The organism is Rickettsia asiatica, from assembly GCF_007989425.1.
GTDB classification, from domain to species: Bacteria; Pseudomonadota; Alphaproteobacteria; order Rickettsiales; family Rickettsiaceae; genus Rickettsia; species Rickettsia helvetica.
In genome coordinates, this window is sequence record NZ_AP019563.1 from 1109191 (window position 1) to 1124178 (window position 14988).

Consider the following 14988-nt stretch of genomic DNA (forward strand, 5'->3'; position numbering starts at 1 on the left):
GCAAATCTATTGTCGAATATCTATTAACACAAATATAATTGCGTATTGAGTTACCGCAGCAAATATTGCGGCTAGCAAATCATCAAGCATAATGCCGATACTGCCCTTAATATTTTTGTCAAACCAATTAATAGGCCAGGGCTTTACTATATCAAAAAATCGGAATAGACAAAAAGGTAATATGAAAAGTAATATAATATTTATTGTTAGCGGACTAAAATATTTAATTAAATGCGATTCATTAGCAAATAAAGCGGAAAAAAATACTAAAACGATAGTTAGCATTTGCCCTACTACTTCATCAATTACCATTTCTTTAGGGTCTTCTGAATTTGTATAATTTAAATATATTTTAGTAAAATAAGTGCCGAGTATTAAGAGTATCAAACATATGCTAAAGCTTATAATAAATATACTGACAAGTTGAGCTTCACCGAGAGTAAGACTTGAGAAAGGAATGATTATTTTGTTATTAACAATAAAATATATTAAGAAGTAAGTTAGAGGGAAAGCAGCAATCGACCCAAAAGTGCCTGGGCAGTATTTTATTTTTCCGATATAAAAAAAAGTAGCAAAAAATTCTGAAAATTGTTTTTTAGTAAACATTTCTTTAATTATTTTATCCTAGATTAGAGCTATAATATCTTATATAATAAAATTTTAACTTATACAGCAAAAATATCATGGGAATGAGCTTTAGCCATTTATTAATAGTTTTATTAATTATTTTTGTATTATTCGGTGCCGGCAAATTACCGCAAGTCATGTCCGATCTTGCTAAAGGTCTTAAAGCTTTTAAAGATGGTATGAAAGACGACGGTAGTGATAATGATAAAAACAAATAATTAACTCGATGTCATTCCTGCGTGGATCGGTTTTTCCGTCATTGCGAGGAGGCATTGTTGCGTGGATACCTGAACCGTCATTGCAAGCAGCCGTAGGCTGCGTGGCAATCTTGTCAAATATCCTGAGATTGCTTCGTCAATTACTACGTAATTTCCTCGCAATGACGACTCAGGCATCTACGCAGGCAACGCCCTAATTCCCTGAAACAGTAGAATATATACCATTCTCTTTCCTAATAATATCATATCGTCTCTGAGCTACTCCATCGATGAAATGAATATTACCGGATAAACCTATATAAGGTTGTCTACTGTTCATTCTATTTAAAAACCTTTCAGATGCAAATTCATTGCCTATATAGTTTGCAGTCATACGTCCTAAATCATAAGAAAGAAGATGCATGAAACCCATATGGTTAATACCTAAGTCTTTTGCCCTATCTGGAACATTGCTATTGAGTAAATTTAAAGGACTGGTAAAGCTAATATCGATATTTTCAGGGTAATCGATATCAATACGATTATCACCGATTAAAATAGCTTTTTTATCTAAATTATATTTACGAATACTATCAGCGAGTAGGTTTAAATTTTTTGGATCATCTGATAGATAAATAACCGGTTTTGTCGTGTCGCTACGTTCATTTATAATATCGGTATTGTCTGAAATATTTCTTGCGGCTTTTGCTATAGATTCAGGATTATCCTCATAGAATTCAGTGCGTGATAATGATGCATTTTTCTGAATCAATATATTTTGCATTACTTGACTAATAGTTTGCGAATGCTTCCCTTTAGGTAATAATGCCATAAAATCTTTATGGTCGTTACTTGCGTAATAATTAATGATGCGTATCAGTTGTTTTAAAGGTGCATGACCGAATACAAATAACTTATCTTCTGCAAGAGCCGGATTATTTGACATAGTTATTATAATAATATCATTAGCTTTTGCTTTTTCGGCTATTAGAGAAGTAAAGTTAGAATATAGAGGACCTAAAATAATCTTAGTTTTACGTGCTACTATTTTATCCATAGCAGCTAAAACGTTTTTTTCGTCTGAACCGTCGTAAGAAGTAACATGTATGTAAGATTTAATCCCGTCGTTAAGTCCCATTTTAATTAAATCTTTATATTGTTTTCCGACGATACTATCAGGACCCTGATTTGGCATTAAAATTGCAATCTCAATTTCTTTTTGTTCTTTTTTAGGAAAACTTATAGGTTCTTCTTTAGGAGTTTGACAGGACGTTAAATATATCAAGCAAAAAAATGATAGAACGATTCGTAGTTTATGTTTTATACTAGCCATAATGTTACTTAAAATTTAAAAATTATGATTTTAAAACCAGGGTTATATATTGTTTCAACACCGATCGGTAATTTTGAAGATATAACGCTTCGTGCTATATCGACTCTAAAAAACTCAGATATTATTTTATGTGAAGATACTAGAATATCACAAAAATTGCTAGCAAAACATGACATTCATACAAAATTACAAATTTATAATGATCATAGTGACGAGAAAGATAGAGAAAATATTATAAGTTTAATAAAATCGGGCAATATAGTAAGTTTAATTTCTGATGCAGGGACTCCTTTAATTTCCGATCCTGGCTATAAGTTAGTTAGAGATATACGCAATCTTAATTGTCATATAGACGTAGTACCAGGGGTATCTGCACCGGTTACTGCCCTAACTTTATCAGCTCTTCCTACTGATCGATTTTTATTTCACGGGTTTTTACCTAAAACGATAGAAAGTAAAAAAAAGATTTTTTCTGAACTAGTAAATCTTAAGGTTACTTTGATTTTCTTTGAAACAGCCCCTCGCTTGATAAACACCTTATCGGTAGCTAAAGAAATACTAGGAAATCGAGAAATATGCGTAGCTCGTGAGTTAACTAAACTGTATCAAGAAATAAAAACAGGGGATATAGATGAAATAATAAAGTTTTATCAAAATAATATTTTAAAAGGTGAGATAGTATTATTGATTTCAAGGAATATACAAGAAAGAGAAGAAAGATTAGAACTTGATTTAAAAGAATTTATAGAATTTTGTTTAAATAGAAATTTAAGTAGTAAAACCACTACCGAACTTGCTTATGAGAAATTTAAAAATGTTTATAGTAAGAAAGAGATATATAAATTGGTGAATGAGAGTAAGTAGAGTAACTTGCTTACGTTATTGTTGCGTGGACCGGTTTTCTATTGTCATCCCGCGAGCTTATAGCGGCATCCAGTTAAAAATACTAACATTGTTAATATTTTTAGTTGTTTTTATGGATACCGTGGTCAAGCCATGGTATGACACCGAGTGCGTTTTTCGATCCATGCAACAATGCCCCGTTTTCGCGGGAATGACATTATACGGCAAGTATATTAATTACAACAGCAACCTTTTTTAGGTTTATTTTTTTCTGCCGAATCCTCAAGCTTTTTACCCGCTGCCTGCATATCTTGACCAGCTCCTTGCATTGTATTACAAGCACTTGTTAAGAAAGCTACAGCTACTAATATAGAAGTTATAAGTGCTGAACGCATAAATTTTACCTTTATCAAATTGAGCTTAGATATTATGAATTAAGTAAAAAATTGTCAACTTGAAAATAATATACTCGATGAACTTCGTATACCTGTTTCATTTACTGTGAGTATATTAATATAATACTCACAATACTCTTTAATAGGACAAATATCGCAATCAGGTTTTCTAGCTTTGCATATATATCTGCCGTGTAATATTAGCCAGTGATGGGCATGCATTAGCCATGTCTCATCGATAATTTGCAGTAGCTCCGTTTCAACTATTTCAGGACTACTACCTTTAGCAAGCCCTATTCTTTTAGCTACTCTAAATACATGTGTATCAACTGCCATTGTGGGCATGCCGAATAAGCAATTTAGTACAACATTAGCGGTTTTTCTTCCGACGCCAGGCAGTTTAACTAATTCCTTAAAATCATTTGGTACTGAAGCTTGATAATTGCTTATCAATATTTTACATAATGCGATAATATTTTTTGCTTTGCTGTTAAATAGTCCTATAGATTTTATATATTTTTTAAGCTCTTCTTCACCGAGTCCTAGAATTTTTTCCGGTGTATCATAAGTTTCAAATAAAGATTTAGTCGCTAAATTTACTGATATATCGGTGGCTTGAGCAGATAATATTACCGCCACTAATAAGGTAAAATCATTCTTATATATTAATTCGGTTTTCGGATTTGGATTATTCTTGCTAAAAGTCTCAAAAATTTTATTAACTATTTGTGCTTGCATACATTGTTATAGAAAGTGTATTTTAGAAGATAAATTATTGAGTCTTAAAATGCTAGAAAATAAAAATTTTGAATTTATAGAAAATGAAATAAAAAATAATAAAGTGGTATTGTTCATGAAAGGTACTAAAGAGTCGCCTACATGCGGATTTTCAGGAACTGTAGTAGCTATCTTGAATAAATTAGGTGTAGAATTTCGTGATATCAATGTGCTTTTTGATACTGAATTACGTGAAGATTTAAAAAAGTTTAGCGACTGGCCGACATTCCCGCAATTATACATTAATGGGGAATTAGTAGGCGGTTGTGATATTACTAAAGAGTTATACCAAAGCGGCGAACTTGAGAAGATGTTGAAGAATTGATGTCATTCTTAACGTCATTGCGAGGAAAGGCGAAGCCTTGACGTGGCAATCTCATGAAACAGTACTAAATTCCTGAGATTACCGCACTCGCTTTGTTCGTTCACAATGACGGAAAAACAGCAAATTTATGAAAAAACATGATTAAACATTTAGAATACCCTGAAGTAGAAAGTAAAGAGCAGCCGGCAAAGAAGCTAGTAGTATTACTGCACGGTGTCGGTTCGGATGGTCACGATTTAATAGAGTTAGTCCCTTACATTAAGAATGATTTACCCAATTGTCATTTTATTTCCCCGCATGGAATCCAGCCTTACGATATGGCACCGTACGGTAGGCAATGGTTTAGTTTACAAGATCGTAACCCGCATATTATGGCAAAGCTAATTGCGAATAATATTTCTAAACTTGAGGATATAATAAAACAAAAACAAGAAGAGCTAAATCTAACTAACAAAGATACTATCATTATTGGCTTTTCTCAAGGTACAGTGATTGGTCTATATTTAACTCTGATTCAGCAAGAGCCATTTTTTTGTACTATAGGTTTTTCGGGTGCATTAATTCCACCTATGGAAGTTAATAATAAACTTACTCCTATATGCTTGATCCATGGGGAATTAGATGAGGTGGTCGGTGTTAGCGAGATGTATAATGCTTCAAATTATTTATCTAAGCTTCATATAGATCCTAGAGGACATAAATTAACGTCTCTTGCTCATTCAATAGACGGACGGGGACTTGAGATTGCGATTAATTTTATAAATAACTGTCATTGCGAGCAGCCGTAGGCTGCGTGGCAATCTCAGGATTTTGGCACGAGATTGCTTCGTCAAAATTTTCAATTTTTCCTCGCAATGACGATTAGATATCCACACAACAAAACCAAACCATATGAGGATAAATGAATATTTTTAATAATAATTTACACGAAACGGATAAAGAAATTGATGAAATAATAAAGCATGAAAAGCTACGTCAAAGTAGCGTAATTGAGCTTATTGCTTCAGAAAATTTTGTAAGTCCTGCTGTGCTTGAAGCTCAGGGGTCGATTCTGACTAATAAATATGCGGAAGGGTATTCAGGCAAGCGATTCTATAACGGTTGTGAGGAAGTCGATAAAGCTGAAAACTTAGCTATAGAGCGAGCAAAAAAATTATTTAATTGCAAATACGCAAACGTGCAACCTCATTCAGGCTCACAAGCAAACCAAGCCGTGTATCTTGCTTTATTACAGCCTGGTGATACAATTCTTGGTATGTCTTTAGATAGCGGCGGACATCTAACGCACGGTGCAGCCCCTAATATGTCCGGTAAATGGTTTAACGCCGTTTCTTATAGCGTAAATAAAGAGACTTATTTAATCGATTATGATGAAATTGAGAGGCTAGTAGTTTTACATAAGCCAAAATTACTTATAGCCGGTTTTTCTGCCTATCCTCGTAATATTGATTTTGCAAAATTTAGAGAAATTGCGGATAAAGTTGGAGCGTATTTCATGGCAGATATTGCTCATATTGCAGGACTTGTTGCCACAGGTGAGCATCAAAGCCCTATTCCTTACGCTCATATTGTTACCTCTACCACTCACAAAACGCTTAGAGGACCAAGGGGCGGTTTAATCTTATCTAACGATGAAGAGATAGGCAAAAAGATAAATTCTGCATTATTTCCAGGACTACAAGGTGGTCCGTTAATGCATGTAATCACTGCAAAAGCCGTAGCTTTTTTAGAAAACCTGCAGCCTGAATATAAAAGTTATATTCAGCAGGTAATAAGTAACGCTAAAGCTTTAGCAAGTAGCTTGCAAGAAAGAGGATATGATATATTAACAGGTGGTATTGATAATCATATTGTTTTAGTGGATTTGCGTAAAGACGGGATTACTGGAAAGCTTGCTGCTAATTCTTTAGATAGAGCAGGTATTACTTGCAATAAAAATGCTATTCCGTTTGATGAAACTTCGCCTTTTATCACTTCAGGTATTCGCCTTGGTACTCCCGCATGCACTACTAGAGGCTTTAAAGAAAAGGATTTTGTATTAGTCGGTCATATGGTAGCAGATATTTTAGACGGCTTAAAAAATAATGAAGATAATAGCGAGCTTGAGCAGAAAGTATTAAATGAAGTGACAAAATTAATTAAATTATTTCCGTTTTATGACTAATTTAAACAAACGACCTGATTGGATAAAAGTAAAAGCTCCTAATTCTGCAGAGTACTATAATACAAAAGATTTAATAAAGAATCTGAGATTAAATACTGTGTGCGAGGAAGCTGCTTGTCCTAATATCGGTGAATGCTGGTCAAAAAGACATGCAACCGTGATGATTTTAGGTTCGGTTTGTACTAGAGCTTGTAGGTTTTGTAATGTCAAAACGGGTAGACCGGATTTACTTGATCCGCATGAGCCGCAAAGGTTAGCGGAGGCGATACAAAAGCTAAATCTTAAGCATGTAGTAATTACTTCCGTCGATCGTGATGATCTTGAGGACGGCGGAGCTTCGCATTTTGCACAGTGTATTAGCGAAATCCGAAAATCATCACCAAATACTACTATCGAGATTCTAACACCAGATTTTTTAAGAAAAGAAGGAGCAGCTGAAATAATAGCAAATGCAAAACCTGACGTTTTTAACCATAATGTCGAAACAGTACCGTCTTTATATAAAACGATTAGACCTGGAGCTAGATATTATAACTCTTTAAGCTTACTTCATAATATCAAAAAATTATCTCCTGAAATTTTTACAAAATCCGGTATGATGGTAGGGCTTGGGGAGGAAATAAGTGAAGTAATACAAGTTATGGATGATTTAAGAGAAGCAAAGGTTGATTTTCTAACTATTGGGCAGTATCTACAACCTACCAGAGATCATGCTGAGGTCGCAAAATATATTACTCCGGAAGAGTTTAAATATCTAGAGCGAGTAGCAAAAACAAAAGGATTCTTAATGGTTTCGGCAAGCCCGCTAACCCGTTCTTCATACCATGCCGATGAGGATTTTCAAAAATTAAAAGAGAATTACCGGCAGCGTCATTGCGAGGAGATGCGTAGCATCGACGTGGCAATCTCATAAAGCAAGTAGTACAGGATTCCTGAGATTGCCACGCTCCTTTTAGTCGCTCGCAATGACGAAAAAACCAAACCATGCAACAAAGCTTAAAAAATAAGAAAATGATAAACATAGAAATTGTAAGAAATTATAATAAATGGCGTGAGCATAAGCAGATAAATAAGACTTTGATCAAAAAAATTGTTCAAAATGTTTTATTGCGATTTGATAATTTGAGTAAAATAAAACAATTTGAATTATCAATTTTACTAACAAATACTGCAGAAATATTGACCTTAAACAAACAATTTCGTAATATAGAAAAAGCTACTAACGTTCTTTCTTTTCCAAGCAACGAATTAAATTGGCAGGATTTATATTCTAAACTTGAATTTTTAGGTGACTCTGATTATATGCATTTAGGTGATATAGCATTTTGTTATGAGGTAATATATAATGAATCGTGTGAGCAACAAAAAACTTTTGAGAATCATTTTATTCATCTTTTAATACATAGTATTTTACACTTAATCGGGTTTGATCATCAAAATGACACAGAAGCAAATATTATGGAAAATCTAGAAATTGAAATATTATCATGTTTCGGTATTGCTTCCCCTTATTAACTAAATAAAAAAATTTATGTTAAAATCTTCAAAAAAAGAAGATTCTAGTAAAAAAAATCAAAATAATAAGTTAATTTTTACTGTACGAAAATTATTCTCTCCGATAAAAAATTTTTTTAGAAAAACAAAAACGCCCGATAATTTTTTTGGTGTCATAAAACGCCTTAAAATTAATAGCCAAAAAATGACTTTAGACGAGCATAATATTTTAGCTAATTTATTGAAGCTAGAAGATAAAACTATTGAAGATATAATGGTACCGCGTTCCGATATTACGGCAATAAAATTAACTACGAATCTAGAAGAATTAAGTGAGTCTATTAAGTTAGAAGTCCCACATACACGAACTCTTATATATGACGGTACTTTGGACAATATAGTAGGGTTCATTCATATCAAGGATTTATTTAAAGCATTGGCTACAAAGCAAAATGGTCGTTTAAAAAAGCTTATACGTAAGCATATAATTGCAGCTCCTTCTATGAAATTATTAGATTTGCTAGCAAAAATGCGTCGTGAGAGAACGCATATTGCAATAGTTGTTGATGAGTATGGCGGTACTGACGGTTTAGTTACTATTGAAGATCTTATAGAAGAAATAGTAGGACGAATTGATGATGAGCATGATCAGCAATTAGATAGCGATAATTTCAAGGTTATTAATAACTCAACAATTATTTCAAATGCACGTGTTGAAGTAGAAGTGCTTGAAGAAATAATAGGAGAAAAGCTAAAAAATGATGATGATGAGTTTGATACGATAGGTGGATTAGTATTGACTAGAGTTGGTAGTGTTCCGGCTATCGGTACTAGAATAGATATTTCAGAAAATATTGAAATTGAAGTTACGGATGCAACTCCTCGTTCTTTAAAACAAGTCAAAATTAGACTAAAAAACGGTTTGAATAGTGATAAAATTTGATCTTAAATGATATGAACTTACAGGTAGCCTCTTAGAGGTACTTATCCTCTAAATTCATTAAAAATATTTTATTATTATATTTCAGTATTATATTCTACTTCCCTGATTAGTCCTTCTTGGGTATTTGTTTCCATATAATAATTATAACAGGCTTCTCCTACTTTAATTGCAGCCAATGTTCCCCATTATGCCGGCAGCACATGCCATAGCAATTTTCAAAGGTGGATCAATTACTACTACATAAATTCCAACAGCACATGCTCCTACTACTGCAAGCTTACCATACCAAGGGTTTGTATTATCGTTTACTATACATTGATTATTTCTTTAAGCATAAATATAAGTTTATTAATTAATATTAAATCCTAGAAGCATAATATATAACTAAACATTAATCAATTGTCAATAATAATTACCATGAAACATGGTAAAATATGACATTATTTTCATTTGACTTAGCAGAGAAATTTGAGTTAAATATCGAAGCTCAATACATAAAAAATGATCGTTATGAATGAATTACATATTAAACTACTAAATTACAGTAGTACATACCCTGAAGAAATTGTTACAAAAACAAAAATGCTTGAATTTTTAAATGAATATGAAAACCCTTTTAGCCGAGATTTACAAATAGGACATTTCACTGCTTCGGCTTTTTTACTTAATAATGATAAAACTAAATTTTTATTGATGCACCATAAAAAGCTTGATAAGTGGCTTCAACCAGGCGGTCATTGTGATGGAGATAGTAATATATTAAATGTAGCAGTTAAAGAAGCTATGGAAGGAATCCGGAATTAATGAGATCAAAACTATAAATAAGGAGATTTTTGATATAGACACCCATTATATTCCGCAAACTCATAAGGAGCCTGCTCATTATCACTATGATGTACGATTTTTACTAAAAACAGTAAATAATGATAATTTTATAAAAAATAACGAATCGAATGAACTTAAATGGTTTAACTTTTCTGATTATTCAAAATTAGATATTGAGCTAGAATGTTCCGTTACTAGAATGATAGAAAAGTTTATAAAAGGTTCTATGTATCATACCGTGGTCAAGCCACGGTATCTAGTAAAATAACTTAAAGTACTAATAATTTTAGTATTATAGACTGGATCCCGCGATCAAGTCGCGGGATGACAATAGAAAATCGATCCACGCAACCAATGCCCGCTCGCAATGGCGGCTTGGGATCCACGCGGGCAATGTCGATATCATTATGCTATTTTTTGATATTCAAAATATATTTTTCTTACTGTATAAATCCATGCTAAGCATACGAAAGTAAATACTACCATTAGAATTGGTGAGATTGAGGTAAAAGTAGCGGTTGGAACTAAAGTAAAAATAATAGATTGCACAAGACCGCTAGAGGATTTGCCGACTTTCGCACTTATCACGTCAACCGCAGCTTTGCCTTTGGTTTTAAGCTCCTCATCAAGAGGGATATATAACATTTCTCTTGAAGTATCCCATATAGAATATTTAGTACCTTTAGCTAAAATATTTTGAATACCGCCGATTGAAACGGCAAGAGCAAGAGGTGACATTAAAATTGCTCCATCAAATAATGATAAAATTTGTTGATCAAATACGATAAGTATAAAGAACAAAATGCCGGTTACCATTATTATAATCGGTGAAATTACCGCAGCAACAAACCAATTATGCATACGCATAACGTTATTACCGATGATGGTCATAACCATTATTGTGACACCGGTCCATAATATGTATAAGCTATTAAATTCAGCATAAGTATTAACTGTTGGGTATAACTCTTTTATTTTTGCTTTCCATACAGCTTCAACTAAGTTCATTGATAAGCCGAAAGCTGCTGAACAAATTAAAAGTAACCATAGATATTTTGATTTTGCAATATACTTCAAACTCTTAATTAATCCCATACGTTCTGTAGTTGATCTGCTGCTTTTTGCTTTAGCGTAAAATAACGGGTTAGTGAAAACGTGCTTGCTAATAAACCTAACTAACAAACAACAAATAATAGCAATAATCGCCACAATTGTCGTGGATACTTGAACTAAAGTGATTTTACTATCCGAAATACTCATAAACTTCTTAATAATAGTATTTTCCGATGATAGATTCATCATTAAAAAGCCGACTAATATTAAAGAAGAGTTGCCGAATAGCGAAAAGAGAGTATAAAATCTTTTTGCTTCTTCGGTAGTAGTAAGTTCATTAGCAAACTGCCAAAATAATAATACGTAAAAAATATTAGGCCAAAGCTCGGCAAAACTATAATATACTATATAACCCCAATTACCTACTAATGAGATATACCACTTAAAATGAGGATAGCGTTCCATCCAGTCAGCTAGATTATCAGGATGTACATGAAAAATATGAATATTAGGATAGATTACAAAGGCAAATAAAACAAAAAAACTGATGAAAAATGCACTTAAATAATAAAAGATCTTTTCAAAAGTAAGGTGATTAATCATTTTAGCATAAATAATCACGAATAAAGCAGCGGCAGGCGTAACACAATAAACTTTAGCAAAACCTGCTATTTCTGCACTAATCTCGGAGATTAAAATACTATCTTTTAAGATTCGTAAAACATTTTGATTAAATAAAATACAAAACATTAAGGCACTCATCGGAATAAACTTTCCGAGTTCGTAATTATGCACAGGCCAAAATGCCGCTCTGAATTTGCTTTTAAACGATCGTGATGAGGTACTTAGCATTATAAATCCCTAAGGACAAAAAAAAAACTTAAGCACTTCAAGATTTTATGAAAAGATATTTCCCCTAAAACTTTAGAGCCTATATACTGTTATTACATTCTAAAGGTGCTGAACTTATACAATATTATTTAGCCTTTTGTCAAGAATTACTAATATAAGATTAGATACTCTCAATGCTAGATAGTAATAAACTACAGGAATATTTTGATCTTTATAATAATTATACAAAGACACCTAATTTAGGTAATAAATATTTAAAATCCGGTAAAATGGTAATGCAAACAAAGCATTATAGAGTGTTGTATTACTCGGCGTCATCCCGTGGCTTGTCCACGGGATCCAGTAAAAATAAATTAAAAATGGATTCCCGCTTTCGCGGGAATGACAAAGGGGGAGCCGGGAATGACATAGAAAGAAGTTAGGATGACATCAAAACTTTCCTAATCATCCCCTCTATCTTCAACTCACCGGAAATATTTTTTTTAGCTCGTGACAAAAGTTTTATTGAAAATTTGAGAAGTTACGGTGAAGTTTATTTAATAGATTGGCTAGAGATTGAGGAACCTAAATATTTACTAGACGACTATGTGCATAAAATAATTGAAGTAATAGATAGTTTGAAAATTAAAGAAATTAATTTAATAGGACATTGTATTGGTGGTAACCTTGCGATAGCTACAAAGGTACTTATGCCTAAATTTATAAAAACTCTAACTTTACTTACCTGCCCGTGGGATTTTTCTCATTTTTTCTATATAAGAATGTTGCATCGATATTTAAAACTAGATAGTGGCATAGAAAATTTACCGATAATTCCTAAAATTCATATTCAAATTTTATTTTTTCTTTTATTCTCTGATTATTTCAATGCTAAATTACTTCCGATAAGGAGCAAGAATTAGCATTTAGAATAGAGAATTGGCTTATGTCAGGTAATAATATATCTAAGGAGGTTTATAATCAAATCATACAAAATATATTAGATGAAAATATGTTTATAAATCTTAGATGGAAAATCGATAATTTTATTATTGATCCGAGTTTAATTCATTGTCCTGTATATATAATAGCAGCAGAAGATGATCAAATAGTGCCTAAATCTTCCATTTTACCTTTGCAAAAATTATTAAAAAACTCTAAGCGTATAAATGTAACAGACGGACATATTAGTTATTTGATAAATGATAAATTATTTAAGGAGTATAATTCTTGACACCGCTGAATAAATATTAATATCGTCATTGCGAGCAGGTATTGTTGCGTGGATCGATTCCCACTGTCACCCCCCGTGATCAAGTCACGGGGTCCAGCTTAAAATACTAATAATTATTAGTATTTTAAATTGTTTTTTTGGATACCGTGGTCAAGCCATGGTATGATACTGAACTTGTTTTTCGATCCATGCGAAAAAGCTTTTTGTGCTTGTTCTTATTACTTTAATACACAGCTTACGAAGAGTTAAAGCTAAAAAAGGCTTAGTTACTTTATGTATCGGTGGCGGTATGGGTATGGCTATGTGCGTTGAAGCGGTTTAAATATACATTTGACTATATAGGCATTAATTGCTTTATTTGCTAAAGAAGAAGGTTGTATTTATCTGAATTAACTACAGTTCATTGTAATATATATCGGATCTAATATCTCTACAACCTAATAATGCATCATTACAATGTGTTATTGTATTTATAAACTCATGAAAGATAGAAAAATTAGAGAATGCCTCCGGTTCATAACTCTCCCAATAATTTTCTGCTTCTTCTATATTATTACAAACACGCTTTAGCTTTGGACCAAAATATTTAGGAATATTCCCTAAATTTTTTGCCCAACTCCATACCATACAATAGTTAGGATTAGAATCAGTAGGCTCTATAAGAGGAGTTAGTTTAAAATGCTTCAATAAATTAGAAAAGTTATTTATGAGTTTATGAGATGCTAACGGCTTCATCAGGTACGTAATTCTCATCATCAAATTTATGAAATATTTTTAATCTTTTTAGGCATATAAGTATCTCTTTTGCAAGTTCCATATAACGAGAAGATGGAAATTGTGTTATAAAAGGTAAAAGTTTGATTGCTTTTAAGCCATTCCTGGTCATTATTTATTATTTGTGCATCTTCGGATATGCATCGTTACCATCAATTAAACAAGAGAATATATAACTTAAGGCAGCTAGTTGTATGCTTGGTGACTAGTTTATAGGATTCCAAGAAGACCAAATGCTAGACACTATATATTTAATAATTTCCTTATTATTGTGCATTTATTATATCCTATTTGGGTTAAGGAAATATATTCAATGAATTTATAAAAGATAATAAAGTTTTATTAAAAATCATTAATAATCTGGTAATAATTGTGTTCATTATACACATCTTTATATGCTATAAATAGTAACATTAAAAAGTTGTTTACTTCTTCTAGTTTCATACTTAGGATATTTCTATTTTAAGTGTAAACTTCTTTTTATGTACAATCAATCTGATGAACAAATTAAATCTATTTTAGATGTATGGAGAGCTATTGAACACTTAACTCCCTTCAAGAATGAAAATTTGCAACAATATTTTGAAGCTGTAGAAGAATATAAAGAAAAGAAATTATTAGATGAAAAATTTAGCCATAAATTAAAGGATGAAGAAGCACTTATTTTTATTGAGGGATAAACCATTTGAAGAATTTAATAAAAAAGACCTGGATATAGATCTAAATGAAAATGACGTAGCGGTCTATTGGAATATTTATTTAGGATACTTGAAATGGTCAGAAGCCGAAAATTGATTTTTTAAAAAAATTAGTAACCTAACACAAATCAATACAGAAATTTTACAAGATCACGTAAATCAAGATACTGCAACCATTACTCCTATTGCTGCATTAACTATTAATGAAAATATGATTTATGAAAAAGACTCAATGGTTATTTCCACGGCTGCATATGCTTTAGGCGAAATTACCAAAGATGATTTTTGTGAAGATGATCTTACAAAATTAATTAATTTCGATGACATAGATAATAGCTTAATACGTGAATCACTTAGTTACGGTAAAGTTATAAATGAAGGGTAAGTACAACTAGATTTAGAGATAATCAATCGTATTATTGATTTTTTAGTTGCATCATTAAAGATTAAGTCAAAATATTTAATTGATCATTCT

The 14988-nt window shown here is 32.1% G+C and carries 18 protein-coding genes and 4 pseudogenes; 14 read left to right on the forward strand and 8 right to left on the reverse strand.

The window, feature by feature from the left end; all coding sequences use genetic code 11:
• Positions 1-6 precede the first annotated feature (6 nt).
• Complete coding sequence (locus RAS_RS06615) at positions 7-606, reverse strand: phosphatidylglycerophosphatase A family protein (RefSeq protein WP_010421305.1); 600 nt, start codon at positions 604-606, stop codon at positions 7-9.
• Between the two features lie 77 nt (positions 607-683).
• Here RAS_RS06615 and tatA point away from each other — a divergent pair, with 77 nt between their 5' ends.
• A complete protein-coding gene (tatA, locus tag RAS_RS06620) occupies positions 684-845 on the forward strand; it encodes a twin-arginine translocase TatA (protein WP_004997483.1) in 162 nt (53 codons plus the stop codon).
• Between the two features lie 8 nt (positions 846-853).
• The gene (locus tag RAS_RS08810) at positions 854-1042 is read left to right on the forward strand and encodes a hypothetical protein (protein WP_172616156.1); all 189 of its coding nucleotides are present in this window, start codon (positions 854-856) and stop codon (positions 1040-1042) included.
• Here RAS_RS08810 and RAS_RS06625 read toward each other — a convergent pair.
• A complete protein-coding gene (locus RAS_RS06625) occupies positions 1039-2157 on the reverse strand; it encodes a penicillin-binding protein activator (RefSeq protein WP_147143394.1) in 1119 nt (372 codons plus the stop codon). The two genes, RAS_RS08810 and RAS_RS06625, sit on opposite strands and share 4 nt — an antisense overlap.
• Before the next feature lie 24 nt (positions 2158-2181).
• Between RAS_RS06625 and rsmI the strand changes: the two genes are divergently transcribed.
• Positions 2182-3021, forward strand: a complete 840-nt coding sequence (gene rsmI, locus RAS_RS06630) for a 16S rRNA (cytidine(1402)-2'-O)-methyltransferase (protein WP_147143398.1) — start codon at positions 2182-2184, stop codon at positions 3019-3021.
• Between the two features lie 212 nt (positions 3022-3233).
• Here rsmI and RAS_RS06635 read toward each other — a convergent pair whose 3' ends face one another.
• Positions 3234-3395 (reverse strand): entericidin A/B family lipoprotein, encoded by a 162-nt coding sequence (locus RAS_RS06635; protein WP_147143402.1) that lies wholly within the window; start codon positions 3393-3395, stop codon positions 3234-3236.
• Positions 3396-3449: 54 nt separating this feature from the next.
• Positions 3450-4133, reverse strand: a complete 684-nt coding sequence (nth, locus tag RAS_RS06640; protein ID WP_147143405.1) for an endonuclease III — start codon at positions 4131-4133, stop codon at positions 3450-3452.
• A 49-nt stretch (positions 4134-4182) separates the two neighbouring features.
• Between nth and grxD the strand changes: the two genes are divergently transcribed.
• Both grxD and RAS_RS06650 read left to right on the forward strand, forming a co-directional pair.
• The gene (gene grxD, locus RAS_RS06645; protein WP_147143408.1) at positions 4183-4497 is read left to right on the forward strand and encodes a Grx4 family monothiol glutaredoxin; all 315 of its coding nucleotides are present in this window, start codon (positions 4183-4185) and stop codon (positions 4495-4497) included.
• A 137-nt stretch (positions 4498-4634) separates the two neighbouring features.
• Positions 4635-5285: an alpha/beta hydrolase family protein gene (locus RAS_RS06650; RefSeq protein ID WP_147143411.1), complete on the forward strand. Its 651-nt coding sequence runs from the start codon at positions 4635-4637 to the stop codon at positions 5283-5285.
• Here the strand turns inward: RAS_RS06650 and RAS_RS10810 are convergent.
• Positions 5253-5372, reverse strand: a pseudogene (locus RAS_RS10810) (zinc ABC transporter substrate-binding protein); the annotation flags it as partial. The gene RAS_RS06650 and the pseudogene RAS_RS10810 sit on opposite strands and share 33 nt — an antisense overlap.
• A 26-nt stretch (positions 5373-5398) precedes the next feature.
• On the opposite strand from RAS_RS10810, the gene glyA reads away from it, so the two are divergent.
• From glyA to RAS_RS06680, 5 genes and pseudogenes are all read left to right on the forward strand, one after another.
• A complete protein-coding gene (glyA, locus tag RAS_RS06660; RefSeq protein ID WP_147143415.1) occupies positions 5399-6661 on the forward strand; it encodes a serine hydroxymethyltransferase in 1263 nt (420 codons plus the stop codon).
• Positions 6654-7574 carry a lipoyl synthase gene (lipA, locus tag RAS_RS06665; RefSeq protein WP_147143418.1) on the forward strand — a complete coding sequence of 307 codons (921 nt, stop codon included), beginning with the start codon at positions 6654-6656 and terminating at the stop codon, positions 7572-7574. The genes glyA and lipA overlap by 8 nt, the downstream gene beginning before the upstream one ends.
• A gap of 98 nt (positions 7575-7672) precedes the next feature.
• Entirely contained in the window at positions 7673-8176 is a 504-nt protein-coding gene (gene ybeY / locus RAS_RS06670; protein ID WP_147144132.1) for an rRNA maturation RNase YbeY, read from the forward strand.
• A gap of 16 nt (positions 8177-8192) precedes the next feature.
• The gene (gene tlyC / locus RAS_RS06675) at positions 8193-9098 is read left to right on the forward strand and encodes a hemolysin C (RefSeq protein WP_147143421.1); all 906 of its coding nucleotides are present in this window, start codon (positions 8193-8195) and stop codon (positions 9096-9098) included.
• Between the two features lie 693 nt (positions 9099-9791).
• Positions 9792-10191: pseudogene (locus RAS_RS06680) on the forward strand (NUDIX hydrolase).
• 137 nt (positions 10192-10328) lie between these two features.
• On the opposite strand, the gene tlc5 reads toward RAS_RS06680, so the two are convergent.
• Positions 10329-11828, reverse strand: a complete 1500-nt coding sequence (gene tlc5 / locus RAS_RS06685; RefSeq protein WP_147143424.1) for a GTP/GDP exchange transporter Tlc5 — start codon at positions 11826-11828, stop codon at positions 10329-10331.
• 173 nt (positions 11829-12001) lie between these two features.
• Between tlc5 and RAS_RS06695 the strand changes: the two are divergent.
• Both RAS_RS06695 and RAS_RS06700 read left to right on the forward strand, forming a co-directional pair.
• A pseudogene (locus tag RAS_RS06695) lies at positions 12002-13041 on the forward strand (alpha/beta fold hydrolase).
• 211 nt (positions 13042-13252) lie between these two features.
• Positions 13253-13363, forward strand: a pseudogene (locus RAS_RS06700) (hypothetical protein); the annotation flags it as partial.
• 71 nt (positions 13364-13434) lie between these two features.
• On the opposite strand, the gene RAS_RS06705 reads toward RAS_RS06700, so the two are convergent.
• Together RAS_RS06705 and RAS_RS10120 are read right to left on the reverse strand one after the other, a co-directional pair.
• On the reverse strand, positions 13435-13776 hold the full coding sequence (locus RAS_RS06705; RefSeq protein ID WP_232049203.1) for a hypothetical protein: 342 nt from the start codon (positions 13774-13776) through the stop codon (positions 13435-13437).
• Positions 13754-13927: a hypothetical protein gene (locus tag RAS_RS10120; protein ID WP_232049204.1), complete on the reverse strand. Its 174-nt coding sequence runs from the start codon at positions 13925-13927 to the stop codon at positions 13754-13756. Before RAS_RS10120 ends, RAS_RS06705 begins: the two co-directional genes overlap by 23 nt.
• Before the next feature lie 370 nt (positions 13928-14297).
• Here RAS_RS10120 and RAS_RS10125 point away from each other — a divergent pair, with 370 nt between their 5' ends.
• A complete protein-coding gene (locus RAS_RS10125) occupies positions 14298-14495 on the forward strand; it encodes a hypothetical protein (RefSeq protein ID WP_232049205.1) in 198 nt (65 codons plus the stop codon).
• A gap of 229 nt (positions 14496-14724) precedes the next feature.
• Positions 14725-14898 (forward strand): hypothetical protein, encoded by a 174-nt coding sequence (locus tag RAS_RS10130; protein WP_232049206.1) that lies wholly within the window; start codon positions 14725-14727, stop codon positions 14896-14898.
• The last annotated feature ends 90 nt before the right edge of the window (positions 14899-14988 follow it).